17 protein-coding genes and 1 pseudogene are annotated in these 24609 nt (G+C 58.4%); 3 read left to right on the plus strand and 15 right to left on the minus strand.

Going from position 1 to position 24609, the window contains the following annotated elements; translation table 11 throughout:
• Positions 1–62 precede the first annotated feature (62 nt).
• The 10 genes from G5358_RS02990 to G5358_RS03035 form a co-directional block, all read right to left on the minus strand.
• Positions 63–1319 (minus strand): OmpP1/FadL family transporter, encoded by a 1257-nt coding sequence (locus G5358_RS02990; RefSeq protein ID WP_216953531.1) that lies wholly within the window; start codon positions 1317–1319, stop codon positions 63–65.
• Positions 1320–1571: 252 nt separating this feature from the next.
• A complete protein-coding gene (locus G5358_RS02995) occupies positions 1572–2858 on the minus strand; it encodes an outer membrane protein transport protein (protein WP_421323582.1) in 1287 nt (428 codons plus the stop codon).
• Positions 2859–3260: 402 nt separating this feature from the next.
• A complete protein-coding gene (locus G5358_RS03000; RefSeq protein ID WP_421323583.1) occupies positions 3261–4040 on the minus strand; it encodes a DUF3379 domain-containing protein in 780 nt (259 codons plus the stop codon).
• Complete coding sequence (locus G5358_RS03005) at positions 4033–4632, minus strand: sigma-70 family RNA polymerase sigma factor (protein WP_005333245.1); 600 nt, start codon at positions 4630–4632, stop codon at positions 4033–4035. Before G5358_RS03005 ends, G5358_RS03000 begins: the two co-directional genes overlap by 8 nt.
• Before the next feature lie 13 nt (positions 4633–4645).
• The gene (locus tag G5358_RS03010) at positions 4646–6157 is read right to left on the minus strand and encodes a hypothetical protein (protein ID WP_421323591.1); all 1512 of its coding nucleotides are present in this window, start codon (positions 6155–6157) and stop codon (positions 4646–4648) included.
• A gap of 20 nt (positions 6158–6177) precedes the next feature.
• The gene (locus G5358_RS03015) at positions 6178–7629 is read right to left on the minus strand and encodes a VWA domain-containing protein (RefSeq protein ID WP_421323584.1); all 1452 of its coding nucleotides are present in this window, start codon (positions 7627–7629) and stop codon (positions 6178–6180) included.
• On the minus strand, positions 7620–8612 hold the full coding sequence (locus G5358_RS03020; RefSeq protein ID WP_421323585.1) for a VWA domain-containing protein: 993 nt from the start codon (positions 8610–8612) through the stop codon (positions 7620–7622). Before G5358_RS03020 ends, G5358_RS03015 begins: the two co-directional genes overlap by 10 nt.
• Positions 8609–9148, minus strand: coding sequence for a DUF4381 domain-containing protein (locus G5358_RS03025; RefSeq protein WP_421323586.1), 540 nt, complete (start codon positions 9146–9148; stop codon positions 8609–8611). The genes G5358_RS03020 and G5358_RS03025 overlap by 4 nt, the downstream gene beginning before the upstream one ends.
• Entirely contained in the window at positions 9133–10035 is a 903-nt protein-coding gene (locus G5358_RS03030) for a DUF58 domain-containing protein (protein ID WP_421323587.1), read from the minus strand. Before G5358_RS03030 ends, G5358_RS03025 begins: the two co-directional genes overlap by 16 nt.
• Complete coding sequence (locus G5358_RS03035) at positions 10026–10976, minus strand: AAA family ATPase (RefSeq protein WP_421323588.1); 951 nt, start codon at positions 10974–10976, stop codon at positions 10026–10028. The genes G5358_RS03030 and G5358_RS03035 overlap by 10 nt, the downstream gene beginning before the upstream one ends.
• A gap of 182 nt (positions 10977–11158) precedes the next feature.
• Here G5358_RS03035 and fadI point away from each other — a divergent pair, with 182 nt between their 5' ends.
• Positions 11159–12469, plus strand: a complete 1311-nt coding sequence (fadI, locus tag G5358_RS03040) for an acetyl-CoA C-acyltransferase FadI (RefSeq protein WP_421323589.1) — start codon at positions 11159–11161, stop codon at positions 12467–12469.
• Positions 12469–14616: a fatty acid oxidation complex subunit alpha FadJ gene (gene fadJ, locus G5358_RS03045; protein WP_337072200.1), complete on the plus strand. Its 2148-nt coding sequence runs from the start codon at positions 12469–12471 to the stop codon at positions 14614–14616. The genes fadI and fadJ overlap by 1 nt, the downstream gene beginning before the upstream one ends.
• A gap of 168 nt (positions 14617–14784) precedes the next feature.
• Here fadJ and G5358_RS03050 read toward each other — a convergent pair whose 3' ends face one another.
• The 4 genes from G5358_RS03050 to G5358_RS03065 form a co-directional block, all read right to left on the minus strand.
• Positions 14785–16305 carry a SpoVR family protein gene (locus G5358_RS03050; protein WP_337072201.1) on the minus strand — a complete coding sequence of 507 codons (1521 nt, stop codon included), beginning with the start codon at positions 16303–16305 and terminating at the stop codon, positions 14785–14787.
• Between the two features lie 9 nt (positions 16306–16314).
• Positions 16315–17586 carry a YeaH/YhbH family protein gene (locus G5358_RS03055; protein ID WP_064337906.1) on the minus strand — a complete coding sequence of 424 codons (1272 nt, stop codon included), beginning with the start codon at positions 17584–17586 and terminating at the stop codon, positions 16315–16317.
• A 23-nt stretch (positions 17587–17609) separates the two neighbouring features.
• On the minus strand, positions 17610–19532 hold the full coding sequence (locus G5358_RS03060) for a PrkA family serine protein kinase (protein WP_005345315.1): 1923 nt from the start codon (positions 19530–19532) through the stop codon (positions 17610–17612).
• A gap of 591 nt (positions 19533–20123) precedes the next feature.
• Entirely contained in the window at positions 20124–22040 is a 1917-nt protein-coding gene (locus tag G5358_RS03065) for a RecQ family ATP-dependent DNA helicase (protein ID WP_421211124.1), read from the minus strand.
• 355 nt (positions 22041–22395) lie between these two features.
• Here G5358_RS03065 and sstT point away from each other — a divergent pair, with 355 nt between their 5' ends.
• Positions 22396–23646: a serine/threonine transporter SstT gene (gene sstT / locus G5358_RS03070; protein WP_124929511.1), complete on the plus strand. Its 1251-nt coding sequence runs from the start codon at positions 22396–22398 to the stop codon at positions 23644–23646.
• A 594-nt stretch (positions 23647–24240) separates the two neighbouring features.
• Here sstT and G5358_RS03075 read toward each other — a convergent pair.
• Positions 24241–24609: pseudogene (locus G5358_RS03075) on the minus strand (HAAAP family serine/threonine permease); the annotation flags it as partial.

Consider the following 24609-nt stretch of genomic DNA (forward strand, 5'->3'; position numbering starts at 1 on the left):
CCAGTTTTGACCCTGTTCGGTAAGGCAATAATTGGCATAGTGTTTTTCTGCAGGGAGGGAACTTAGAAGAGATAACTCATTTGGGCGCCAGCCAGCCAGGCATCTCCCTCGGAGGTGCCCTGGAAGGTGGAGGTGCTCTGCGGGTTGCCCGGTTGCAACTCCATTTTTTCAGTAACATCAACCTTCTTGCCATCGATCAGGGTTAACCCCAGATCCATGGTCAGGTTGGGGGTGAACTGATAACCCATCCCCAGGCTGTACCAGATCCGGTCGGCATCAGGAATGGAGATAGTACGGCGATCCGCTGGTACCGGGCTCGCATCGTAAGCAACTCCCGAGCGCAGCTGCCACTGGGGAGTCAGTTGATAGGTCATCCCGATCGCATAGCGCCAGCTATCTTCCCAGTGTTCATCCTTGATATGCATGTTGGGCAGTGTATCCAGATCGGCTTCCAGCTGGACAAATTTGCTCCAGTTGGTCCAGTTCAGGCTGCCATGGATCGCCAGTTTTTCGGTCAGCTGGTGAAATGCAGCAAGCTCTGCCGTTGCGGGTAGCGGAAGATCCAGAGAACCTGTGTCTTTTAGCTCCTTGCCGTTGGGCAGGCCAAGAATGGCATCACCCGAGAGTGTCAAATTGACATCGTGGCGGTATGAGAGCCCAATCCGGGTTTGCTCCGACAACTCCAGCAAGGTGCCGATATTCCAGCCCCATGCCCAGCCATCCCCTTGCAAATGTTTTGCGATCAGGTTGCGAGAAGGGAAGGTGCCACCGACTTCGCCTTCGCCCTGAATAGCAGAGATCCCGGCACCAATTGACCACATTTCATTGATGCGATAGGCGAGTGAGGTACCCAGATCCATGGTCTTGATATCGGAGACATTGCCAAAGTGTCCCGCGCTGTAGTTATCCGGCATCTTGACGCCAAGGCCGTAGTAAGAGGTTGCCGAGAAGCCGAGTCGCCACTGCTCATTGAGTGGAATGATGAGATAGGCGTTGGGTACCCAGGCTGCGGCGGCGATATCGTGTGCACTGGCATCGGAGGTGACGATACCGGCTTTGGTCGGCAAGCGGGTGTTGCCTTCAATATTGACGTCAGGACTGACATAGATGACTCCGCCAGAGAGCGCCATCTGATCGAAGCGGGTCATGGCTGCTGCATTGCGGGAGAGTACACTGGCGTTATCCGCGATGGCTGCCTCACCGGCAAAGGCGCGTCCCAGTCCTGTAGCGGACTGTTCAGCCAATTGGAACCCGGCGGCATGGGTCTGACCCGCGATCACCAGCAGGGCGATGGCGGACGGTTTGATGATGGGATGCATGGCAAAATCCTTGCTGTTACCCGAAGGTTCAATCGGTCATATGAATGGAGGCAGGATTTTATATGGTATGACCAGTAAGGCAACGGTAATGGCCAGCATCTGGATAAAACAATATTAAATGCTGGGATGATGCACTCTAATAGCTTGATTGGAAAAGAAAAATAAACACGTGTGTGCTACATGTGTGCGCTGAAATCTAAGTTATGGATAAAAAAAGAGCGCCTGGCGGCGCTCTTTCCATTCTATCAATAATCAGAACTTCATGTTGAACTGGGCAGAAGCCAGGAAGGCGTTGCCGTGGGAAGTTCCTTTCCAACGCAGGCTGTCGGAGTGGCTACGCAGACCTTCGTTGACGTCAACTTCTTTACCGTCCAGATAAGCCATACCAAAGTCAACGCTCATATCGGTGTTGATATGGTAGGTGGCACCGGCGCTGTACCAGATACGGTCTGAGTCGGGAATGCTCAGGCTGCGGTAGTCAGCTTCGATCGGGGTGTTGTCATAGGCAAAGCCCATGCGAGCTTCCCATGCTGGGTTGATATACCAGGTACCGCCGATGGAGTAGCGAGTAGAATCTTTGAACTTCTCATCTTTTTGCAGACATACGCCGCCAGCACATTGGCTGCTGGTTGCTTTCAGCTCCTGGAAGGCGCTCCAGTCAGTCCAGTTTACAGAGTAGTGAACGGCGAATTGCTGATTCAAACGGTGATAACCGGCAAACTCGGCCTGAGCAGGGAGATCCAGTTTCAGATTGCCATCAACAGTGCGGTTCCCTGAAGTGAGCCCCTGGAAGTCACCATCAAAGCTCATATCGACCTGTGAACGGTAGGTCAGTGCAAAGCGATGGTTTTCATTGACTTCATACAGGGTACCAACGTTCCAGCCAAAGCCCCAGGTGTCGCCTTTCAGGTGAGCCAGACGAGTATCTGTCGGCAGCGGGCCACCTTGGCTAGGTGGGTTCAGCGGGCCCAGCAGACCGGCATAGCGGTTGAGTTCGGCGGCACCGTAAACGGCGTTGATACCAGCACCGACACTGAAGTGTTCGTTGACACGATAGGCAATGTTCGGGTTGATATTGAAGGTCATCAACTCGGTATCACCAGCACCGGCACCAGCCGGGAAGGTTTTGGAGTATTCGGTGGAGAGACCGTAGTTGGAGAAGATGCCAATACCCCAAGCCCACTGGTCATTCAGCGGCTGAATAAAGTAGGAGGCGGGAACGAAGGCTGCCGGAGCAATGCCACTTTCGCTGGCTGGAGCCATTTTGTTCGCGCCAGCGTAAACAGCACCATCCACATCGACATCCGGTTTGATGTAGGTGCCGGAGACAGAAACTGCCATCTTGTCGAAGGTGGTCATGGCGGCCGGGTTACGGGCCAGAACGGAGGCGTTGTCGGCGATAGCCGCTTCACCGGCATAGGCGCGACCCAGACCGGAGGCCGAGTGCTCGTTCAACTGGAATGCCGCAGCATGGACTTGACCGGTGGCCAGCGCGATGGTGGCGGCAATCAGGCTCTTCTTGAAAATAGTTGTCGTCATGGTGTTCTCTCTTGTAGGCAGATTTTTTTGCCGATATTGGCTGCACGTTCAATGCAAACCTCGACAAAATCCGTTTTTATTTCAGCTTCTTCCCAATCAATTCTGGCGTGATTCTATGGATCTGGTAGGAGGTAAGAAATCAGACCAGTGACAGCAGAATACATAAAAGTGATCGATGTGTTAATCATTTGTTTTAACTTGCTGTTTAATTCATCATTTTCATGGCCTAAAGATGGATTATTGACCTGGATTGCCGATCTGCGTCACAAAAATAATTTTGTCAATTTTTCGAAATCTTGAGGCAAATGAGTGACAAAGGGGAGTAATCAGGGGGGGAACAGGCAGCGGCTGGTGACCGCCGCCTGCTATTGAGAATGGATCTGAGGTTGTTAACCGGCGATGTTAAATGTCCCACTGCAGACGTGACTGCAGGGCGTTGGCAACGGGGGCAAGTGGCTCTTTCATCTCGCCAATCAGTACCATATTGGCGCCTTTGAGCTGGACTATCTCCCCTTTGAGGGTGCCATCTTCAAAGGTGGCCTGTTGCAGGGTTAATGGCACATGTTTGGGCACTAAAAAGAGGGTGACAGGGCCCATCTTTCCCTGGATCACCATGTGCAAGGCTGGTCCCTGATAAAACGAGCAGTGATTGACATAGGTCACCTTGAGCCCATCCATCCCGCTTAAGGTGGCGCCATACTTCTCCATCTTGGCATTTATGTTATGCAGATTGACCTGCTCATCGACACCTTCAATAAAGGGTTCTTCGCCATAGACATGAGCCATCGCCACCTGTGCGAGGGAGAGGGCCGCAGGAGCCGTTTCTGGCAGCGTGATCCAGCGGGTGCTCATTCCCAGCAGGAAGGCGACCGATGCAGCCAGGGCGATCTGGCGCCAGGATGTTGATGTCCGGAGCTTGACTGGCGCCGTGCCAAGGGGTCGGGATGGCGGCATATCATCTGGCGCATCACTGTCTTGCAGCATGGCTTGCCTGAGCAGGATCCGCTCGGCCAGTCCGGCGGGAACCTCTACCTGCATGGCGTGCTTGAGGCTTCTGTCGAACTGCTTCATCTCGTCGAGGTAGTTCCGATTAGCCTGGCTTGCTTCGGCGGTTTTGAGAAAGTCCGGTTGTTGATCGTTGGGCTGGATCATGGCGTTGCGGCGAAATTCGAGTTCATCCATGTCCGTGTCCTCTTGCTTGGTTCTTCTGCTCCATCGCCTCCTTGATCTGGTTGCGGGCGCGAAACAGTCGGGTCATGACGGTGTTTTTGTTGAGGCCGAGCATCTCGGCAATCTCCTCACCACTGAATCCTCCCACGACTTGCAGCAGCAGTGGCTCCTGATACTCCTCGGGCAACCGGGCGATGTGACGGTGCAACCACTCGTTCTCCATCTCCTGTTCGCTGTGCAGTGCATCGTGCTGAGGTTGAGGGTGATCGTCGAGATCCACCAGCTCCAGCTGTTTGCGTTCAAAGCGGCGGGCGTTTTCCCGTCTGAGGATGGTGATCAGCCACCCTTTGGCCGCCTTGTCATCCTGCAGGGTGTCGATAGCCTTCCAGGCACGCAGGAAGGTCTCTTGCACCAGATCTTCCGCCACGTTGGGATCCCGGGTCAGCCAGTAGGCATACCGATAGAGATCGCCATGCAGCGCATGAACCAGTGCTTCAAATTTGGTTTGTTTGTCAGCCATGGGATCAGAGACCGGCGAAGTGGCCGGATCATTTCCACCAATATGCTGCTGAGCACGTTTTTTTCTAAAAAACAGCAGTGCCATAGGGCAATCCTTGTCAGGGGGCGTGGCGGCGGGAGCGGGAACTCCCGTGCGCCAGCAGGTAAATCAGATGCGCAATACCGGCCGTTTCATCAGCCCTGAGGGTGCGCGCCAGAGCGCGCCACTCGATGGGCTGGCCAGAAGAGGGCCGTGCAAAACAGGCTCGCTCGAGTGCGGCTAGCCCGTTGCCGAGCCGATTATGCCCAGCGTCAGGCAACTGGCCTAATTGATAATAGGAGACCTGCCAGCGCATGGTCGCCCACTTGATCAGCGCCTTGCGACTGGCATCCGGCTGGTGTCGGGCAAGGGCTCGTTGCAGTTGATAGAAGGCACGCCAGCGGGGCCAGTGGCGCCATAGCGTACGCAGCGTCACGGCCAGCACGACCCACCAAAGGCTCTCTCGCAGTGCCATCTGCGATGTCTGCTGATCAGGTTGCCGATTTGTCGTTGCCTGAAACGTCAGCGTGATGGCAGGCAGGCTGGCCTGCTCAATCCGGCCACTTTGGGTATTAAACCAGGGCAGATCAATGGGGGGCAGCTGGTAGTCGCCGCTCTGCTCCGCGACCAGAGTCTGGCGCCACTGTCGCTCAAACAGCAGCTTGCCATCTCGGTAACGCTCCTGCTGTTGCTCGCCATCGGGATGTGCCTGTATGCCGCTTGGCAGTTGATGGGCCATCAGGGGGGCAAGCTGGATCTGGCCGCTGTCACCATTTTCCATGGTCAGGGTGAGGATCCGGATCAGCGGTTCACCCACTTCCCCCTTGGAGGCCGGTTCAAGCCGTTGACTCAGGGTCAGCCGGGTGGCCACCGGCGTGGCGGGGGCCTTGTCGACCCTCACCTCGAGCGGTGCCGCGCGGGCCGAGAGTTTTTGCGGCTTGCTCCCCTGCTGCGTGAGCTGCCCCTGCAAGCGGGGTGAGTCGAGGAGCCATAGCCCAGGCGCTTTTGCCTGAACGAGCCAGCTGCGGGTGAGCCTGCCGGGCAGACCAGCCTGAGCGGGGGCGATCCACTCGTCGCTACCGAGGCGACGGATAGTGAAGTGGGCAGAGCTAAGCTCGCTCAGGGCCGGGTTTTGCATACTGGTGGGCAGCCACAGTGTCAGCCGGTAGATCACCGGCTGGCCGGGATAGAGCGGGCCCTGATGCTCAAGGCTGGCCTGCATCTCGAGGGGCGAGGGGGCTGCGGGTTGCGGCAGCGAGGCAGTTTTCGCCTCTCTCAATGGTAGGGTGAGCGAGGGGGTAAACTCATTTCCCAGCTTGAGCGGGGCAATCACCACCTCGGTATTTGCAGGTGAACCGCTCTGGTGCAGCGGGATCTGCCAGCGAGTCAGTTGTTGTACCGGGGTGGTGACCCGGCTCATGGTCACTCTGCCCACTGCAAACTGGCGCAGTAGGGGGGTGATCTCCAGTTCGCTGCTCTGGCGCTCGCCATCCGCTTCGATGATCAGCAGCCAATCGCTGGGGTCAGCCCCCGTCAGCAGCTCTGCCCGGGGGGGTAAGGCCCAGCAAAGTGGACTCACCAGTGCGAGCAACAACCCCCATCCTGCCCGCGTCACCAGGGCTCCTCCACCTTGATAAGATCCCGGCGCAGCGCCTCTTTACGCAGTCGCTGCTCCAGCAGCAACACCGGGGGAGAGGAGGGCAAGGGCATTGCCGTCGCCTGCTGAGCTGCCGATGGTTCGGGCTGCTTACTGTTGCTGGTATCGGGAGCGGCCGCCGCAGCGCCCTGTAACAGAGAGAGATTATAGAGCGCATCTTCATGCCCGGGTTCGAGCGCCAGAGCGGCCAGATAGGCCTCTTTGGCTGCGGCAAACTCCCCCAGTTGCAGCAGGGCATTGCCGCGGTTGTAGTGGGCAGTGGCGCTCGCCGCTTCCTGATAGGCTGAGATGGCTTGCCGGTAGGCACCAGCTCGATACCAGGCGTTGCCGCGCCAGACTGGATCGTTGAAGGTGCGGGCTGCCCGCTGAAAATCCCCCTCTTGATAAGCTTGCATCGCTTGCAGGTCTCCCCTCTCTGCCGCTTGCAGGTCTTGTGGCGCAAGCAGCTGAGCACCCACCATCAGCGCCATCATCAACCGGGCGCCGACTCTGGCCAGCAAGGCCAGTGGTAACAAGGGGATCAGCAGCCAGGGGCCAAGATCCAGTGGTGCCGGGGTGAGGGCCGAGGTCGTGGCGGGGAGAGGGGCAAATCGGGGTACATCGCTACCAAGCCATTGCAGCTCACCGCCGAGGCGATTGGCCAGTGCGGCAATGGCCTGACTATCGGGGGCGGGCAACTGCGCGGGCATGCGGGCGGCAAACCCCAACTCATTGGCCGGAATGGCGGGCATGGGGGCCGGTTGACCACTGCTGGCAAGCAGAATATCGAGGCGTGCCGACTGGGTGTCGCGGCAAAGAAGGCGTTGCTGGCAGGGCCACAGGGCGGCGATTTGGGTCATCTGATTCCGGGTGAGGTCGTCGGTGATCAGCAGCAGACGCGCTTGTTCTCCAGGGGCCAGCTGCTTCATGGCAAGTTCCACCGCCCGTGCCGGGTTGCTGCCCTGCAGCGGCATGATATCGGGGCGCAAGTCGGGCAGCAGCAGCGAAAGGGCTTGATGATCCCGGGTGGGCGGCATGGCGAGGTAGGCATCGCCTGCGTAGAGGATCAGCGCGATGCGCTCGCCCTGAGCACGGCTCAGCAGTTGCTGCAACTGCCACCTGACCCGGGTCGCCCGATCCGGTTTGAGGTCGGTGGCGGTCATCGAGCGTGACAAGTCCAGCAGCCAGATATCGAGCGGCGCTGCAGGCTGCTGTTGCAGCTCGCCGCGCAGTGCCGGTCCGCTCAGAGCCAAAATGACGGGCAGTGTCGCCAACCAAAGCCAGGGGCGTTGAGGACGGGATGCTGGCAGCAGATAAGCCTGCATCGCAGGTGCGAGCAGCGGGGGCCGGCGACGACGGTGCCACCCTTGCCAGAGCCAGGGGATGAGTGCGATCAGCCACAGAGGGCGGAGCAAGATCAGCTCCATCTGCGCGCGCCTCGTGCCAGCCAGTTACGCACCATGCGAAACTCCAGTCTGCCGTGCCCTGATGGCAGAAGCAGCAAGCCACAAAGCAGTGCCAATGGCCAGGGGTAGAGCTCGATCACCGGCTGGTACTGGGCAATCGGCATGGGGGCAGGTTCAAGGGCATTGAGGGTCGCGTTGATGGCATCGAGATCGCTCTGGGTGCGTGCCCGAAAGTAACGCCCCTGGCCTGTCTGTGCCAGCTCTTTCAGGAGCGGCTCGTCCAGTTCGCTGCTGGGATCGGCCTGACCGCTGCCCGCCTCATCGTAGGGTTGAATAAAGGTATCGGGATCGGCCCCGACCCCCAGCGTGTAGATCCGTATTCCCTGTGCCGCGGCGAGTTTGGCCTCCTGCAGCGGGTCGGCATTGCCTGCGGTATTGCGGCCATCAGTGACCAGCAGCAGGGCGGTGGGGCGACCCGGATCTCCATGCTGACGTGCCAGCTGGATGGCTTCGCCAAGGGCGGTGGTTCGGCCGACAAGATCAAAATCGATCTCGTTGCTCAAGGTCAACAGCGCCGGGATCTCCTGAGTGAGGGGAGAGAGCAGGTAGGCGTGATCGGCAAAGACAATGAGGCCCACCCTGTCTCCGGCCCGTTTGGCGATCAGCGTCTTGATCTGCTGGCGCACCGCCGTTAGCCGTGCTTGCTGCTCGCCGTTATCGAGCATATCAGGGGTGCGCATGCTGTCTGACAGATCCACCGCCAGCAGCAGATCCCGACTCCCTTCATATTGAATAACCGGTTCTCCCCACCACTGGGGGCGGCAGAGGGCGAGGATAAGGGCGCACCAGAGCAGCATGGCGCGCCAGAGCGGTAATCCGGCCTGAGGACGCAGCAGCGCAAACCCGGGGTGAGCCAGATAGCCGCGGCGCAGGGGCGGCAAGCCGAAGCGCACCAGCAAGGGCAGTACCAGCGCCAGCGCAAACCAGGGCCAGGCCAGGATCATGAATGCCTCCGTGCGGTTTTACGCCCCGAGCGGGGAGAGCGTTGCAAGAAGAGGGTTTGACCCCAGCGCCGATAATCTTGCCGCAACTGTTCGCACTGCTCGCTGCTCGGGTTCTGGCTGCCATAGAGCCAACCGCTCCAGTGAGGGGCGAACTGGCTGAAATCGCTGCCCCCGTGGCGATCGACGAAGGCGAGCCACGCCTCTCCCTGCAATTGGCGCGCCTCGGGCCAGCGTTGCAGTGCTTCATGACGCAGGGCCTCCTGTATGCGTGCCACCAGCAGCGCCGGATCTCCCTCCAGCTGATGACACCAGCGGCGGTAACGTATCACTCTCCGGGCAATCATGACGATCAGCAGCAGCAATAACGCTGTGATCAATAGCCACAGTAGCGCCTGCACTCTGGGATCAAGACTCTGTTCAATCAGACCAGGTCCCGGGTGGATGTCGCGCATCAGGGCGGCCAGCGGCGGAGTGATGGCGTCGGAGGCTGGACTGGCGCTGTCGAGTTCGGCGGGCGAGATCATCCCTGATGACATAACCCCTCCTGCCACTGCTGTTGCAGCGTCTGGCTGTTATCAAGCAGATAGAGGCGCTGTACCAGCGGCAGCAACTGCTGCTTGCTGTGGACCAGCTGGTGCTCGGCGGCTTGCCGGTAGCGGCGGGAGAAACCGACATGAACCCCATCCAGCCAGCCCTGATAGTGCTGGCCTGGCCGATCGATGGCCACCGGTAGCTGGCCGCCTTGGGGAAGGGCTGCCTCGAGGGGATCGCGGATCTGCCAATAGTGAATATCGTGGCGCCGCGAGAGCAGCTGCAATTGCTGACAGAGCGCCGACTCGCAGGGTCTGTGGTCGGTGATGATCGTCAGCTTGGCACCGTGGGGCAGCTTCAGGCCGGACAAGGTGTCGCCCAGCGAATGGGATAGTGCGCGACGTGCCAGCCCTTGCTGATAGTGATGGCAGAGGGATTCGAGCAGGGGCAGCACGCTGCCGCGCTGGCTCTGGTGATGGGGGATAAGCCCGTTGCAGATCAGGGTGTTGTGCTGCTTCTCCCCTTGCCAGATCAAGGCTGCTGCCAGCTCGCATCCCAGACGAGCCTTGAGCTGCAACGTGGAGCCGAAATACATGGCGGGAGAGAGATCGAGCAGCAGCCAGTGCGCCTGATCCAGCTCCTCGCTATAGAGGCGGGTATAGGGACGACCGAGGCGTGCGGTCACTCGCCAGTCGATATGGCGTACCTCGTCACCAGCCTGATAGGCGCGCAGCTCGCGAAACGTGAGTCCGGGAGGTCGGCCCGGTTTGCCGCGTTCGCTGTTGCTTCTGCCTGCGTGAGGTGGCTTCCTGGCCTTGGCCCAGAGCCGGATATTTAGCAGCCGTGGCAGCGACAGGGCGATATCGGGATGGAGCTCCGGCGCTAGGGACATGGCACCTGATCCAGCAGTTGGGCGATCAGGATATCGTTATCCAGATTGTCGGCCAGTGCCTGATAGCTGGGAATAAGGCGGTGGCGCAGCACAGGATAGGCTTGCAGCTGAATATCTTCCGGCAGCACATAATCACGTCCGGCGAGCCAGGCTCGGGCGCGGGCGGAGCGAGCCAGTCCCAGCGTAGCCCGAGGGCTGGCCCCCACGGCAATCAATGGCTCAAGGGCAGGGCAAAGACCACTGCCCGGGCGAGTTGCGCAGACCAGCTCCACCAGATAGTGCTCCAGTCGGCTTTGCATGGTCACCGCCAGCACTTCGCTGCGGGCACGCTGCAAGGTGGTCTGACTCAGGGTCACTGGTGCCGCGCCAAGCTGTTCGCCGCTGGCGTTGAGCTGCAAGATGGCGAGCTCCATCGTGGGGCTCGGGTAATCCACCATCAGCTTGAGCAGAAAGCGATCGAGCTGGGCCTCCGGCAGGGGATAGGTTCCCTCCTGCTCGATGGGATTCTGGGTGGCGGCGACCATAAAGAGCGGTGGCAGCCGCCAGCTCTTTTTGCCCACGGTGATCTGGTGTTCAGCCATGGCTTCCAGCAGCGCTGATTGTACCTTGGCTGGCGCCCGGTTGATCTCGTCTGCCAGCACCAGATGGTTGAAGAGGGGGCCTGGCTGGAAAACAAAACTGGCATCCTGCGGGTGAAACACCTCGCTGCCGGTGAGGTCGGCGGGAAGTAGGTCGGGGGTAAACTGGATACGGGAAAAGCGTCCCTCGACGGCGCCAGCGAGCGCCTTGACGGCGCGGGTTTTGGCCAGCCCGGGAGCCCCTTCGATTAACACATGTCCTTCACATAACAGGGCAATCAGGAGCCCTTCAATTAGCTCCTCCTGCCCCAGGATCTGACTGCCAAGATAGTCCCTAAGCGCTCTGAACTCCGCCGCTGCCATGCGATAAACCCGTTGTTTTTATGGAAGTTGATCTTTTTATACTCCAGTTGCTCCCCAAGGGCGAGCAAAGGGGCCTTGCCGTGCTTAATTTAGTTTCAATCAGCTGTATGAAACTTGTGATTGGATTGTTAAGATGTGGCGCAATGAGGTCAGACCTCTGCCTTTTAAACCAAGGAGCCAGGATGAAACAGCCATTGAAACTGACGACTCGCCAGGGCGAACGGATTGCCGTCGTGGCGGGGCTGCGTACCCCCTTTGCCAAGCAGGCCACCGCCTTTCATGGCGTGCCTGCAGTCGATCTCGGCAAACTGGTGGTGAGCGAGATGCTCGCCCGTACCGATCTCGATCCCAAGCTTATCGACCAGCTGGTGTTTGGCCAGGTGGTTCAGATGCCGGAAGCCCCCAACATTGCTCGAGAGATCGTGCTCGGTACCGGCATGAGCGTCAATACCGATGCCTATAGCGTCTCTCGCGCCTGCGCCACCAGTTTTCAGGCGGTGGCCAACGTCACCGAATCCATCATGGCCGGTACCGTAGACATCGCCATCGCCGGCGGTGCTGATTCCTCCTCCGTGCTGCCGATCGGGGTGAGCAAGAAGCTGGCCCGCGCCCTGGTGGATCTCAACAAGGCGCGCAATCTGCAGCAGCGCTTCAATATTCTGCGGACATTGAGGGTCAAGGATCTGCTGCCAGTACCGCCCGCTGTGGCGGAATACTCTACTGGCCTCTCCATGGGACAGACCGCCGAGCAGATGGCCAAGAGCCACCAGATCAGCCGCGAGGCGCAAGATGCGCTGGCGCACCGCTCCCACACCCTGGCCGCGCAGGCTTGGGCCGATGGCAAGCTCAGCGGTGAGGTGTTTGCCGCCCATGTGCCGCCCTACAAGTCGCCGCTCGAGCGGGACAACAATATCCGTGAAAACTCGGATCTGGCGAGTTACGCCAAGCTCAAGCCGGTTTTTGACCGGGTTCATGGCACAGTGACTGCGGCCAACGCCACGCCGCTGACCGATGGCGCCGCCGCAGTGTTGCTGATGCGCGAAGGTCGGGCGAAAGAGCTGGGACTCGAACCGTTGGGTTATATCCGCAGCTTCGCCTTCTCGGCCATCGATGTGTGGCAGGACATGCTGATGGGCCCCTCCTATGCCACGCCGCTGGCGCTGGACAGAGCTGGTATCACGCTCGGTGATCTGACCCTGATCGACATGCACGAAGCCTTTGCCGCCCAGACTCTGGCCAACCTCAAGATGTTTGCCAGCCACGATTTTGCCCGTGACAAGCTGGGCCGCGATCAGGCCATCGGCGAGGTGGACATGGAGAAGTTCAACGTCCTCGGTGGTTCGCTGGCCTATGGCCACCCCTTTGCCGCGACCGGTGCGCGGATGATCACCCAGACCCTGCACGAGCTGCGTCGTCGCGGCGGGGGACTGGGGCTCAACACCGCCTGTGCGGCGGGTGGATTGGGCGTGGCTATGGTGTTGGAGGTTGAATGATGAGCGCTAAGACTTTTTCCCTGGATGTTCGCAAAGATGGCATCGGTATCCTCACCATGGATGTGCCGGGCGAGAGCATGAATACCCTCAAGGCTGCCTTTGTGGAGGAGATCCGCACCGTGCTGGCCGAAGTGAAACGTAACAAGGATTTGATCGGTCTGGTGATCACCTCCGGCAAGAAAGACTCCTTCATCGCCGGCGCTGACATCACCATGCTGGCCGCCTGCACCAGTGCCAAGGATGCCGAGACCCTGTCGCGGGAAGGGCAGGAAATCTTCGCCGAGATCGAGGGGCTGACCATTCCGGTGATCGCCGCCATTCATGGTCCCTGCCTCGGTGGCGGGTTGGAGCTGGCGCTGGCCTGTCATGGCCGGGTGGTGACCGATCATGGCAAATCTGTGCTGGGATTGCCGGAAGTGCAGCTCGGTTTATTGCCGGGTTCTGGCGGTACCCAGCGTCTGCCGCGCCTTATCGGGGTGGCCAAGGCGCTGGATCTGATGCTGACCGGCAAGCAGGTTCGTGCCAAACAAGCCAAGAAATTGGGGCTGGTGGACGATGTGGTGCCGCCGTCAATCTTGCTGGATGCTGCCATCAAGCTGGCCAAGAAGGGTAAACCGCGCCATCAGTTGAAGCGGGATCTGCAGGGCAAGGTGCTGGAGACCAACAAGCTGGGCCGCAAGGTGCTGTTCGATCAGGCCAGCAAGGGGGTGAAAGCCAAGACCCGCGGCAACTACCCGGCGCCGGAGCGGATCCTGGATGTTGTGCGCATCGGCGTGGAGGAGGGGATGAAGGCCGGTCTGGCTGCCGAATCCCGCCACTTTGGCGAGCTGGTGATGACTGCTGAGTCTGCCGCCCTGCGTTCCATCTTCTTTGCCACCACCGAGATGAAGAAAGAGGTCAACTATCAGGGGGCCGAGCCGCGCAAAGTGGCCCATGCTGCTGTGCTGGGCGGTGGTCTGATGGGGGGCGGCATCGCGTTCGTCACCGCTACCAAGGCGGGCGTGCCGGTGCGGATCAAGGATGTGGCAAGCTCCGGGATCGGCAATGCCATGCGCTACAGCTATGACATTCTGGCCAAGAAGCTCAAGCGCCGTCACATTCTGCGCAGCGAATTGGAAAAGCAGATGAGCCTGCTGACCGGCACCCTCGACTACTCCGGTTTCCACCGGGTGGACATGGTGGTGGAGGCGGTGTTTGAAGATCTCGCGCTCAAACACCAGATGGTGAAAGACGTAGAGCGTGAGTGCGGTGAGCATACAGTGTTTGCCTCCAATACCTCGTCACTGCCCATCAATCAGATTGCGGCAGAGGCGGCACATCCGGAGCGGGTCGTGGGGCTGCACTACTTCAGCCCGGTGGACAAGATGCCGCTGGCGGAGATCATCCCCCACGCTGGCACCAGTGCCGAGACGGTCGCCACCACCCTGGCCTTTGCCCGTGCCCAGGGCAAAACGCCCATCGTGGTGAAGGACGAAGCCGGTTTCTACGTCAACCGCATCCTCGCGCCCTACATGAATGAAGCGGCGCGACTGGTGCTGGAAGGTGAGCCGGTGGAGGTGTTGGACAGCGCGCTGCTGGACTTTGGTTTCCCGGTTGGTCCCATCACCTTGCTCGATGAGGTGGGGATCGATGTGGGTGCCAAGATCTCCCCCATTCTCGAGAAAGAGCTGGGCGGCGAGCAGTTCCAGGCACCCAAGGCGTTCGACAAGCTGCTGCAAGACGATCGCAAGGGGCGCAAGAACGGCAAGGGCTTCTATCTCTATGGCAAGGCGGCACCGCGCAACAAGCTGACCGGCAAAGAGGGCAAGAAGACGGTGGACGAGAGTGTCTATGGCGTGCTCGGCATCAAACCTTCCGCCAAGCTGGCCCGTCAGGAGATTGCCGAGCGTTGTGTGTTGCTGATGCTCAACGAAGCCGCCATGGCGCTGGATAGCGGTGTGGTGGCCTCGGCCCGTGATGGCGATATCGGGGCCATCTTCGGCATCGGCTTCCCGCCGTTCCTCGGCGGTCCGTTCCGCTATATGGATACACTCGGGATCGATCATCTGGTTGGTCGTCTGGAGTATTACCAGAAGCGCCACGGCGACCGGTTTGCTCCCTGTGCCCGCCTCAAGGCGATGGCCGCGGAGCAGCAGACCTTCTACTGATAATCGCTGCAGAGTGACCGCAAGGCAAAGAGGCCCGCACACCATGCGGGCCTCCTTCTATGTTGTGGTTTGTTCGGGTTGTACGGCTTGGGCAGCGCTCATGCTGGCAGAAGCAACCGATTAAAAAACGGCCCACCGAAGTGGGCCGTCGAGATATCGGGTCACGGGTCAGATCCCCGGTTTGCGCTCCGGGCAACGACCTATGATATCGGGCGGCAGCTCGCCGTTATCCTGCTCCAGCACTACATCAAACCCCCACAGCTGATGGAGGTGTTTGAGCACCTCATGGCGTGAGTCGCCAAGGGGGATGCGGTTGTGGGGCACATAGCGCAGGGTGAGGGATCGATCCCCCTTCACGGCGACGTTGTAGACCTGAATATTGGGCTCCAGATTGCTGAGATTGTATTGAGCTGACAGGGTGTTGCGCACCTGACGGTAGCCCTCGTCATTGTGGATGGCGGAGACCTTGATGTAGTTCTTCAGATCGTCGTCATCAATGGCGAACAGCTTCATGTCGCGCATCACTTTGGGGCTTAAGAACTGGCTGATGAAGCTCTCGTCCTTGAAGTTTTGCATGGCAAAATGAAGGGTCTCCACCCAGTTGCTGCCGGCATAATCCGGGAACCAGTATCTATCCTCCTCGGTTGGGTTCTCGCAGATGCGGCGCAGGTCGGTAAACATGGCAAACCCCAGCGCATAAGGGTTGAGCCCCGAGTAGTAGCGACTGTTGTAAGCCGGTTGATAGACCACGTTGGTGTGGCTGTGCAGCACCTCCATCATGAAGCGATCGCTCAGCTTGCCCTCGTCATAGAGGTGGTTGAGGATGGTGTAGTGCCAGAAGGTGGCCCACCCCTCGTTCATCACCTGAGTCTGCTTTTGTGGATAGAAATACTGGCTGATCTTGCGCACGATGCGTACCACTTCTCGCTGCCAGGGCTCCAGCAAGGGGGCATTCTTCTCGATGAAGTAGAGAATGTTCTCCTGAGGCTCGGCAGGATATCGTCTGTCCTCCACCCCTGCCGCTTTATGCTGCTTTGGCAGGGTGCGCCATAGCTCGTTGACCTGAGTCTGCAGATAATCTTCCCGCGCCTTCTGACGCCGCTTCTCCTCCGCCATCGAGATCTTCTGGGGACGCTTGTAGCGATCGACCCCGAAGTTCATCAGGGCATGGCAGGAGTCGAGCAACTGCTCCACCGCCTCGATGCCGTGCTTCTCTTCACACTCGGTGATGTATTTTTTGGCAAACAGCAGGTAGTCGATGATGGAAGAGGCATCGGTCCACGCCTTGAACAGGTAGTTGTTCTTGAAGAAGGAGTTATGACCGTAGCAGGCGTGGGCCATCACCAGCGCCTGCATCGGCATGGTGTTCTCCTCCATCAGATAGGCAATGCAGGGATCGGAATTGATGACGATCTCGTAGGCCAGTCCCATCTGTCCGCGCTTGTAATTGCGCTCGGTATGGATAAAACGCTTGCCGAACGACCAGTGCTGATAGCCGATGGGCATGCCGACGCTGGAGTAGGCATCCATCATCTGCTCGGCGGTGATCACCTCGATCTGGTTGGGGTAGGTGTCCAGCTTGTAGAAACGGGCGACCCGGGCGATCTCCTGGTGATAGGTCTCCAGCAGATCGAAGTTCCAGTCTGGTCCGTCATCCAGTGGCGCTACACGTTTTTCAGTTTCGATCATGTGACCTCCTCACGCCGCTTGTTTCTTGAACAGCTCGCGGAACACCGGATAGATATCCTCGACCTTGCGAATGTGCTCCATCGCAAAGTGGGGGAACTGGCTGGCTACCGACTCATATTCGTGCCACAGGGTCTGGTGGGCACGGGTAGTGATCTCGATGTAGGAGTAGTACCGCACCCTTGGCATGATGTCCCGCACCAGGATCTCCCTGCATTGCGGTGAATCATCTGCCCAGTTGTCACCATCCGACGCCTGCGCCGCATAGATATTCCACTGGTTGGCGGGGTAACGCTCGTTGATGATGTCATTCATCATCTTGAGGGCGCTGGAGACGATGGTGCCGCCGGTCTCCTGGGAGTAGAAGAACTCGTGTTCGTCCACCTCCTTGGCCTGGGTGTGGTGGCGGATATAGACCACCTCGACGTTCTTGTAGGTCCGGCTCAGGAACAGATAGAGCAGGATATAGAAACGTTTTGCCATCTCCTTGGTGGCCTGATCCATGGAGCCCGAGACGTCCATCAGACAGAACATCACTGCCTGACTGGAAGGGACGGGCCGTTTGACGAAGTTGTTGAACTTGAGATCGAAGGTGTCAATAAACGGCACCGCATCGATCCGTCGTTTCAGCTCCCTAATCTCCTTCTCGAGCAGGGCGATTTCGGCAAAGTGCTCGTTGGGATCGGCGGCCAGCAGAGCCAGCCTATCTTCCAGTTCATGCAGTTGGCGCTTCTTGCCCGCTTGCAGCGCCATGCGCCGCGCCAGTGAATTTTGCAGGGAACGCACCACGTTGATATTGGCGGGCACCCCGTTGGAGGTGTAGCCCGCCCGATAGGTTTTCACCTCCATTAGCTGGTTGAGCTGGGTTTTCTGCAGCCTGGGCAGCTCCAGATCTTCAAACAGCAGATCGAGATACTCATCCTTGGAGATCTGGAACACGAAGTCATCGGCCCCTTCACCCTGATTGGATGCCTGCCCCTCGCCGGAACCCTGTCCGCCGCCCCCTCCTTTGGGGCGGTCAATCTTGTCGCCGGAGACGAATTGATCATTACCGGGATGCACCATCTCCCGTTTACCGCCGTGTCCCTGATGAAAATGGGGCTCGCCGATATCCTTGGTCGGGATGCTGATGCTCTCACCCTTGTCTACGTCCTGAATGCTGCGCTTGGAGACAGCATCCGAGACCGCTTGTTTTATCTGCTTCTTGTAGCGGCGGATGAAGCGCTGCCGATTGACAGCGCTTTTGTTTTTGCCGTTGAGCCTGCGGTCGATAAAATGCGCCATAACTCCCCCTTGAACAGTCAGGGTCAGGATGACTTGCGTACCCTGAGATACCATTCGGAGAGCAGTCGCACCTGTTTACGGGTGTAGCCTTTCTCCATCATCCGTTCGACAAAGTTATCGTGCTTCTTCTGCTCCTCAGCCGAGGTTTTGCTGTTGAAGGAGATAACCGGCAGCAGCTCTTCCGTGTTGGAGAACATCTTCTTCTCGATCACGGTGCGCAGCTTCTCGTAACTGGTCCAGTTGGGGTTACGGCCTGCATTGTTTGCCCGGGCACGCAGCACGAAGTTGACGATTTCGTTACGGAAATCTTTCGGGTTGCTGATCCCGGCAGGTTTTTCAATTTTCTCCAGCTCGCTGTTGAGGGATGCTCTGTCAAACAGCTGGCCGGTTTCGGGATCACGGTACTCCTGATCCTGGATCCAGAAGTCGGCGTAGGTGACGTAGCGATCGAAGATGTTCTGCCCGTACTCGGAGTAGGACTCGAGATAGGCGGTCTGGATCTCCTTGCCGATGAACTCCACATAGCGCGGGGTCAGATAACCCTTGATGAACTCAAGGTAGCGATCGTGCAGCTCTTGCGGGAACTGCTCGCGCTCGATCTGCTGCTCCAGCACATAGAAGAGGTGCACCGGGTTGGCGGCCACTTCCGCGTGGTCGAAGTTGAAGACGCGGGAGAGGATCTTGAACGCAAAGCGGGTAGAGAGACCATTCATACCTTCGTCTACACCGGCGTAGTCGCGATACTCCTGATAGCTCTTCGCCTTGGGGTCGGTGTCTTTCAGGCTTTCGCCATCATAGACCCGCATCTTGGAGTAGATGCTGGAGTTTTCCGGCTCTTTCAGCCGTGACAACACAGAGAACTGGCCCAGCAGCTCGAGGGTACCCGGGGCACACTTGGCCTCGGTCAGCTCGCTGTTGATCAGCAGCTTCTCGTAGATCTTCACCTCTTCCGAGACGCGCAGGCAGTAAGGCACCTTGACGATGTAGACCCGGTCGAGGAAGGCCTCGTTGTTCTTGTTGTTGCGGAACTGCTGCCATTCGGATTCGTTGGAGTGGGCCAGCAGAATGCCGTCAAAGGGGAGGGCGGAGAGCCCCTCGGTGCCGTTGTAGTTCCCCTCCTGTGTTGCAGTCAGCAGCGGGTGCAGCACCTTGATAGGCGCCTTGAACATCTCGACAAACTCCATGATCCCCTGGTTCGCCTTGCACAGCGCACCGGAGTAGGAGTAAGCATCGGCATCATCCTGGGCGAAGTGCTCCAGCATGCGGATGTCGACCTTGCCGACCAGTGAGGAGATGTCCTGGTTGTTGTCATCACCGGGTTCCGTTTTGGCGATGGCGATCTGGTCGAGGATGGAGGGGTTGACCTTCTCCACCTTGAACTTGGTGATGTCGCCGCCAAACTCGTGCAGGCGTTTGGCCACCCAAGGGGACATGATGGGACGCAGGTAGCGGCGTGGGATGCCGTACTCTTTTTCCAGGATCTCACCATCCTCTTCGATATCGAACAGGCAGAAGGGGTGATCGTTGACCGGTGAGCCCTTGATGCGATAGATGGGCACCTTCTGCATCAGGGATTTGAGTTTCTCTGCCAGCGAGGATTTACCGCCGCCAACGGGGCCCAGCAGATAGAGGATCTGTTTCTTCTCCTCCAGCCCCTGGGCGGAGTGTTTGAGGTAGGAGACGATCTGTTCGATGGCCTCTTCCATCCCGTAGAAATCCTTGAAGGCGGGATAGCGTGCCACGACGCGGTTGGAGAAGAGTCGGCTCAGTCTGGGGTTGGCTGAGGTGTCTACCATTTCTGGCTCACCGATGGCGGTCAGCAGACGTTCGGCGGCAGAGGCGTAGCAGGCTTTGTCCTGCTTACACATATCCAGGAACTCCTGAATGGTATATTCCTCTTCTCTCGCTTTTTCATATCGCTGTTGGTAATGCTCGAATATGCCCATAACTTTGCCCTCGTTATAGTCGCTTACCCTGAAAAAAGTGGATGACTGCTTTTGTGTTGTGCGCTTTTAAAGCCTAGTCAACAGACTCCAGTAATCCATCACGGTTGATAGGTTAAATTCTGAAGAAACCTGCCCGATCCTTGTGCGGGGAGGGTCAGTCAACAACACCGCTATGTTACTGACTGTTAAATTATTTTTGCCACGATAGCGAGGTAAATGTCAAAGACATAAAAAATAAATGTTTATGGGAAACAGGGAACTTATTGCGAAAAGATTAAGGGGTTTGACGAAAGGCAATGGGGCTGCGGGTTGGCGGGGTTATGGATGAGAATGTCATTACGTGAACGTCAACGTAAATCACTTTGTTTGGAGTTTTGGCTCTAATTTTTACATTGACGCTACATTTTGAGTGCCCTAGATTGGCGATGTGTGAGCAGCAAGATGCTTTAGCAAGAGAGTTGACTGTTGCCTCACCAAGCTCTGTTTAAGCACGTTTCCGTTGGCTTGACCCTCGCAACCGCGAGGGTCTTCTTTTTCTGCGTCTGTAAACGCTTGTTACTGCTGGTGGCTATTGACGCAGCCAGCACTCACCTAGCAAGGGTAGGCTTGTTGCACGGCCGCCAGGACGCGGGCAAACGGGTGGGCGGCCAACTGGCCTGCGCCCGCCAGCGATTTGGCCTTGACCCGGCTGGTCAGCGGTGTGGCGATACCGCACAGGAAACGGGCCAGAACACGCGCATCCACGGAACCGGTCTTGGCAATCAGCGGATCGCACCAGGCGCGGATCCCCGCCTCGTTTGGCATGGTCAGTGAGGGCAGGGGCGGGAGATGCGCCACCTCGCCGCGACAAACCGAACAGTGGCCACAATGAACCGGCGCCACCTCATCGGCAAAATAGCGGGCGAGGCGGTGGCTCAGGCACTCATCCGAGGTGAAAAAGTCGAGCATGGCTTGCAGTCTGGCCAACTCACTCTGCTCTTTTTGCAAGAAGAGCGCATGGAGCGCGTTAGCCTCCTGCTCGTTGTCCCACCCCTGACGGGTGATCCGGTAGACCTCGGTCATCTGTTTGCTTTCAAGCTCGATCCAGCCTTGCTGCTGCAGGTAGTCGAGCGCCGCAACCGCCCGCTGTCGCTCCCCCTGATAGCCCTGCCAGAGGGTGTCAAAGTCCATGGTGCACCAGCTGCGGGCTTGCGGGGCGCAGGCGAACAGTTGCTCCAGAAACTGGCGACGATCCGGATTGAAGCGGCTCACTATCTCGCCTTTATCCAGCACAAACTTGAAGCGGTAGTCGGCGTAGTAGCTGTAGGCCGGTGTGATGATGCCTGCCATCTCCAGATAGACCAGCAGGGTTTTAAGGGGCAACTGGCGGATATTGGTGTCGTTGGAGAGACGCAGCAGGGTGAATTCCCACTCGCTCCCGCTCTGCTTGATGATGGCAAGGAGCTGGAGGATGGCACTCAAATCCGGCGTATCGCCGTAGACGAAGTTCTCCAGCACCGGCAGCTGGCTCTGGTTGGCCAGCACGATACAGCGCGATGGTTGGCCATCCCTTCCGGCGCGGCCAATCTCCTGGCTGTAGTTTTCGATGGATTTGGGCAGATCGTAGTGAATGACCCGCCGGATATCCGCTTTGTCGATCCCCATCCCAAAGGCGATGGTGGCGACGATGCAATCCACCTTGCCCGCCATGAAGTCGTGCTGGATCTGACTGCGCAGCACCGAGTCGAGTCCGGCATGATAGGCGCGGGCGTTGATCCCTTCTCTAATGAGTTGCTCGGCACAGGCTTCTGCGGTGTGTTGCAAAGTGACGTAGACGATGGTGGGGGCCGCCGGATCGTTGGCCAACTCCTGCGCGAGCCAGCTATCCCGCGCGTCGGGCGACAGGGGAATGACCGCCAGATCAAGATTGGGGCGGTAGAAACCGGTGACCACGACCCCCTCCGGCGCGATGCCGAATTTGGTCTGCATATCCTGAATCACCGCCGGTGTGGCGGTGGCGGTGAGCAGCAATACCTGCGGGATCTTCAGATCATGGCGATAGCTCGGCAGCTTGAGGTAGTCGGGGCGAAAGTTGTGGCCCCACTCCGAGATACAGTGCGCCTCATCGACGACCAGCAGCGAGAGCGGCACTTGCTGGATAAAGCGGCGAAAGCGCTCGTTCTTGAGTCGCTCCACCGAGATCATCAGGATCTTGAGCTGGCCATCCAGCGCCTGCTGCATCACTCGTCGGCTCTCCTCCGGGCTCTGGCTTGAGTCGAGGGTAGCGGCGCTTATTCCCTTGCTTTTAAGGAAGGCGAGCTGATCGTGCATCAGCGCCAGTAGCGGCGAGATAACCAGGGTCAGGTGAGGCAGGGCGAGGGCAGGTAGCTGATAGCAGAGGGACTTGCCGGAGCCGGTGGGAAAGATGGCGGCGGCACTCTGACCTGCCAGCACCCGGCTGATCACCGCCTCCTGACCTGGTCTGAGTGCGGAGAAACCAAAATATTGGTTGAGCAGGGATGGGATCATGGCAAGGCTCCGCGGCAAATGGGGGATGATAGCACAGCGACGCCGGTCACGGATGACACAGGAATGGTTGCCAAGTCGAGAGCAGAGAGTGTCGATAAAACGTACAAAAATGGGTGGTTGCGCTGCTGTTGAGATTTTGTTGCGGTTTTTTGTGATATAAACGGGATATTTTTTGGTGAGTCTCTGGAAAAAAAAGATGGCGAATGGGATATTCCGTCATGCAATCCGGTGACTGGCGGATCGGCCCGACAGAAGGCTGGCCACAGACACCACATTCGGGCGACAGGGGTCTCCCGATGGGTGGTTGCAGACAGGACTCATGATTCATGCACTACGGTGCTTAGGGACTTTTTTGATGACACAACAACACCCCCTCCTTCGGCTGGTCAATAGCACCAGTCTGGTCAGCCAGATCCTGGTTGGTCTGGTATTCGGTATCTTGCTGGCACTGTTTGCCCCCGAGTGGGCGAAAACGGCAGGTCTGCTCGGCAGTCTGTTCGTTGGTGCACTGAAAGCGGTAGCCCCGCTGCTGGTATTCGTACTGGTGATGGCGGCCATCATTGGTCACAAGCAGGGTCAGAAGACCAATATTCGCCCGCTGCTTGCGCTCTACCTGTTTGGTACCTTCTCTGCGGCCGTGGTCGCGGTGATTGCCAGCTTCCTGTTCCCCTCCAACCTCCATCTGGTGGCCAATACTGCCGAGATCACCCCGCCAGGCGGGATCACAGAGGTGCTGCAGACCCTGCTGTTCAACGTGGTGACCAACCCGGTCAAGGCGCTGATGGATGCCAACTATATCGGGATTCTGGCGTGGGCTATCGGTCTGGGTATCGCCATGCGCCATGCCAACGAGAGCACCAAGGCGCTGATCACTGACCTGTCTCACGGTGTCTCCGCCATCGTGAAAGCGGTGATCCGCTGTGCCCCGCTCGGGATCCTGGGTCTGGTTGCTTCCACTCTGGCAGAGACCGGCTTTGACGCCCTGTTTGGCTATGCCCAACTGCTGGTGGTGCTGATCGGTTGCATGCTGTTTATCGCCTTCGTGGTCAACCCGTTGATCGTCTTCTGGAAGATCAAGCGCAACCCCTATCCGCTGGTGCTGACCTGCCTCAAAGAGAGCGGCGTGACCGCCTTCTTTACTCGCAGCTCTGCCGCCAACATTCCGGTCAACATGGCGCTGTGTGAAAAACTGCGTCTGCCGGAAGATACCTACGCGGTCTCCATTCCGCTGGGTGCCACCATCAACATGGCGGGTGCTGCCATCACCATCACTGTGCTCGCCATGGCGGCGGTACATACCCTGGGGATGGAAGTGGACATGGCAACGGCTGTGCTGCTCTCCGTGGTTGCCACCGTCAGCGCCTGTGGCGCATCCGGTGTCGCCGGTGGCTCCTTGCTGCTGATCCCGCTGGCGTGCAGCCTGTTTGGTATCAGCAACGACATCGCCATGCAGGTGGTAGCAGTCGGCTTTATCATCGGCGTGTTGCAGGATTCTGCCGAGACAGCGCTGAACAGCTCCACCGACGTGCTGTTCACCGCCGCAGCTTGCATGGCCGAAGATGAAACCCTGCTGGATGTGGCTCCGGTACCGAGCCGCGAAGCCTGATCTCGCAACGGTCAGTTTCGCAACACACTTGCGCCCTCTTCGGAGGGCGCTTTTTATTGTCAGCTTTGCGCTGTATCCCTCTTTGATCAATCTCATTGGCTGATGTGCCGAACATTCTGTCGCCCTTGTCCAGGGCGCTGCCTTATATTTATCCCTTCGAGTCGTGCTTCCTCCTTCTGTTGTGCGTTACACACCTTTGTTTGCTCTGCCAAGAGCCGATTGCTATGGCTTACCCCAGATCTTCAGGACAATCACAGCATCACAGCATCACAGCATCACAGCATCACAGCATCACAGCATCACAGAAGAACGAAGATAGCTGGCTGCGGCAGATGAACCCAACTCGTCCTATCAGACACGCCATCATGGTTTGGTGAGGGGGAGTAAACGTGTTGGCGATATTGAGCTGCGGGCATGAGGGGTCATGTTGATGCCCGATGTGCTCAGTCATGGCGCTGGTGAGCATGCAGATATCCAACAAGGTGAGGAGAGTAATAAGGAGAGAGCAGGGGAATCGCGGAGGCACAGATTGCAGAGATAAAAAAGCCAGCCGAGTGTTCGGCTGGCTTTTTGCTATCAGTGGCAGGTGGGGGATTAACCGACCAGCTGATAGAGGATGGCGGAGATGGCGATCATCCCCATCACAGCGACAAATACGTTGCTGATATGGCCCTGATATTTCGCCATGGCCGGTACGCGCTTGATGGCGTACATCGGCATGATGAACAGGATGGTAGCGATGATCGGGCCGCCCAAGGATTCAATCATGCCCAGGATGGAAGGGTTGGCAATGGCAGTGCCCCACAGGGTCAGGATGAAGAAGGCGATGATGAACATCTCGACTTTCTTGGCGTTCGGCTCTTTGCCTGACTTGCGCATGTTCTGCACGATCATCCCTTTCAGACCTTCACGGGCACCCAGATAGTGGCCGAAGAAGGAGGAGACGATGGCCACGAACGCAAC

The sequence above is a fragment of the Aeromonas sp. 604176 genome (genome assembly GCF_049170755.1).
Lineage (GTDB): Bacteria > Pseudomonadota > Gammaproteobacteria > Enterobacterales > Aeromonadaceae > Aeromonas > Aeromonas veronii_A.

What these genes read in the sequence shown, in the direction of transcription:
- G5358_RS02990 (WP_216953531.1), bottom strand. Translation starts at nt 1,319, where the DNA reads ATGCATCCCATCATCAAACCGTCCGCCATCGCCCTGCTGGTGATCGCG.
- G5358_RS02995 (WP_421323582.1), bottom strand. Translation starts at nt 2,858, where the DNA reads ATGACGACAACTATTTTCAAGAAGAGCCTGATTGCCGCCACCATCGCG.
- G5358_RS03000 (WP_421323583.1), bottom strand. Translation starts at nt 4,040, where the DNA reads ATGGATGAACTCGAATTTCGCCGCAACGCCATGATCCAGCCCAACGAT.
- G5358_RS03005 (WP_005333245.1), bottom strand. Translation starts at nt 4,632, where the DNA reads ATGGCACTGCTGTTTTTTAGAAAAAAACGTGCTCAGCAGCATATTGGT.
- G5358_RS03015 (WP_421323584.1), bottom strand. Translation starts at nt 7,629, where the DNA reads ATGGAGCTGATCTTGCTCCGCCCTCTGTGGCTGATCGCACTCATCCCC.
- G5358_RS03020 (WP_421323585.1), bottom strand. Translation starts at nt 8,612, where the DNA reads ATGATCCTGGCCTGGCCCTGGTTTGCGCTGGCGCTGGTACTGCCCTTG.
- G5358_RS03025 (WP_421323586.1), bottom strand. Translation starts at nt 9,148, where the DNA reads ATGTCATCAGGGATGATCTCGCCCGCCGAACTCGACAGCGCCAGTCCA.
- G5358_RS03030 (WP_421323587.1), bottom strand. Translation starts at nt 10,035, where the DNA reads ATGTCCCTAGCGCCGGAGCTCCATCCCGATATCGCCCTGTCGCTGCCA.
- G5358_RS03035 (WP_421323588.1), bottom strand. Translation starts at nt 10,976, where the DNA reads ATGGCAGCGGCGGAGTTCAGAGCGCTTAGGGACTATCTTGGCAGTCAG.
- fadI (WP_421323589.1), top strand. Translation starts at nt 11,159, where the DNA reads ATGAAACAGCCATTGAAACTGACGACTCGCCAGGGCGAACGGATTGCC.
- fadJ (WP_337072200.1), top strand. Translation starts at nt 12,469, where the DNA reads ATGAGCGCTAAGACTTTTTCCCTGGATGTTCGCAAAGATGGCATCGGT.
- G5358_RS03050 (WP_337072201.1), bottom strand. Translation starts at nt 16,305, where the DNA reads ATGATCGAAACTGAAAAACGTGTAGCGCCACTGGATGACGGACCAGAC.
- G5358_RS03055 (WP_064337906.1), bottom strand. Translation starts at nt 17,586, where the DNA reads ATGGCGCATTTTATCGACCGCAGGCTCAACGGCAAAAACAAAAGCGCT.
- G5358_RS03060 (WP_005345315.1), bottom strand. Translation starts at nt 19,532, where the DNA reads ATGGGCATATTCGAGCATTACCAACAGCGATATGAAAAAGCGAGAGAA.
- G5358_RS03065 (WP_421211124.1), bottom strand. Translation starts at nt 22,040, where the DNA reads ATGATCCCATCCCTGCTCAACCAATATTTTGGTTTCTCCGCACTCAGA.
- sstT (WP_124929511.1), top strand. Translation starts at nt 22,396, where the DNA reads ATGACACAACAACACCCCCTCCTTCGGCTGGTCAATAGCACCAGTCTG.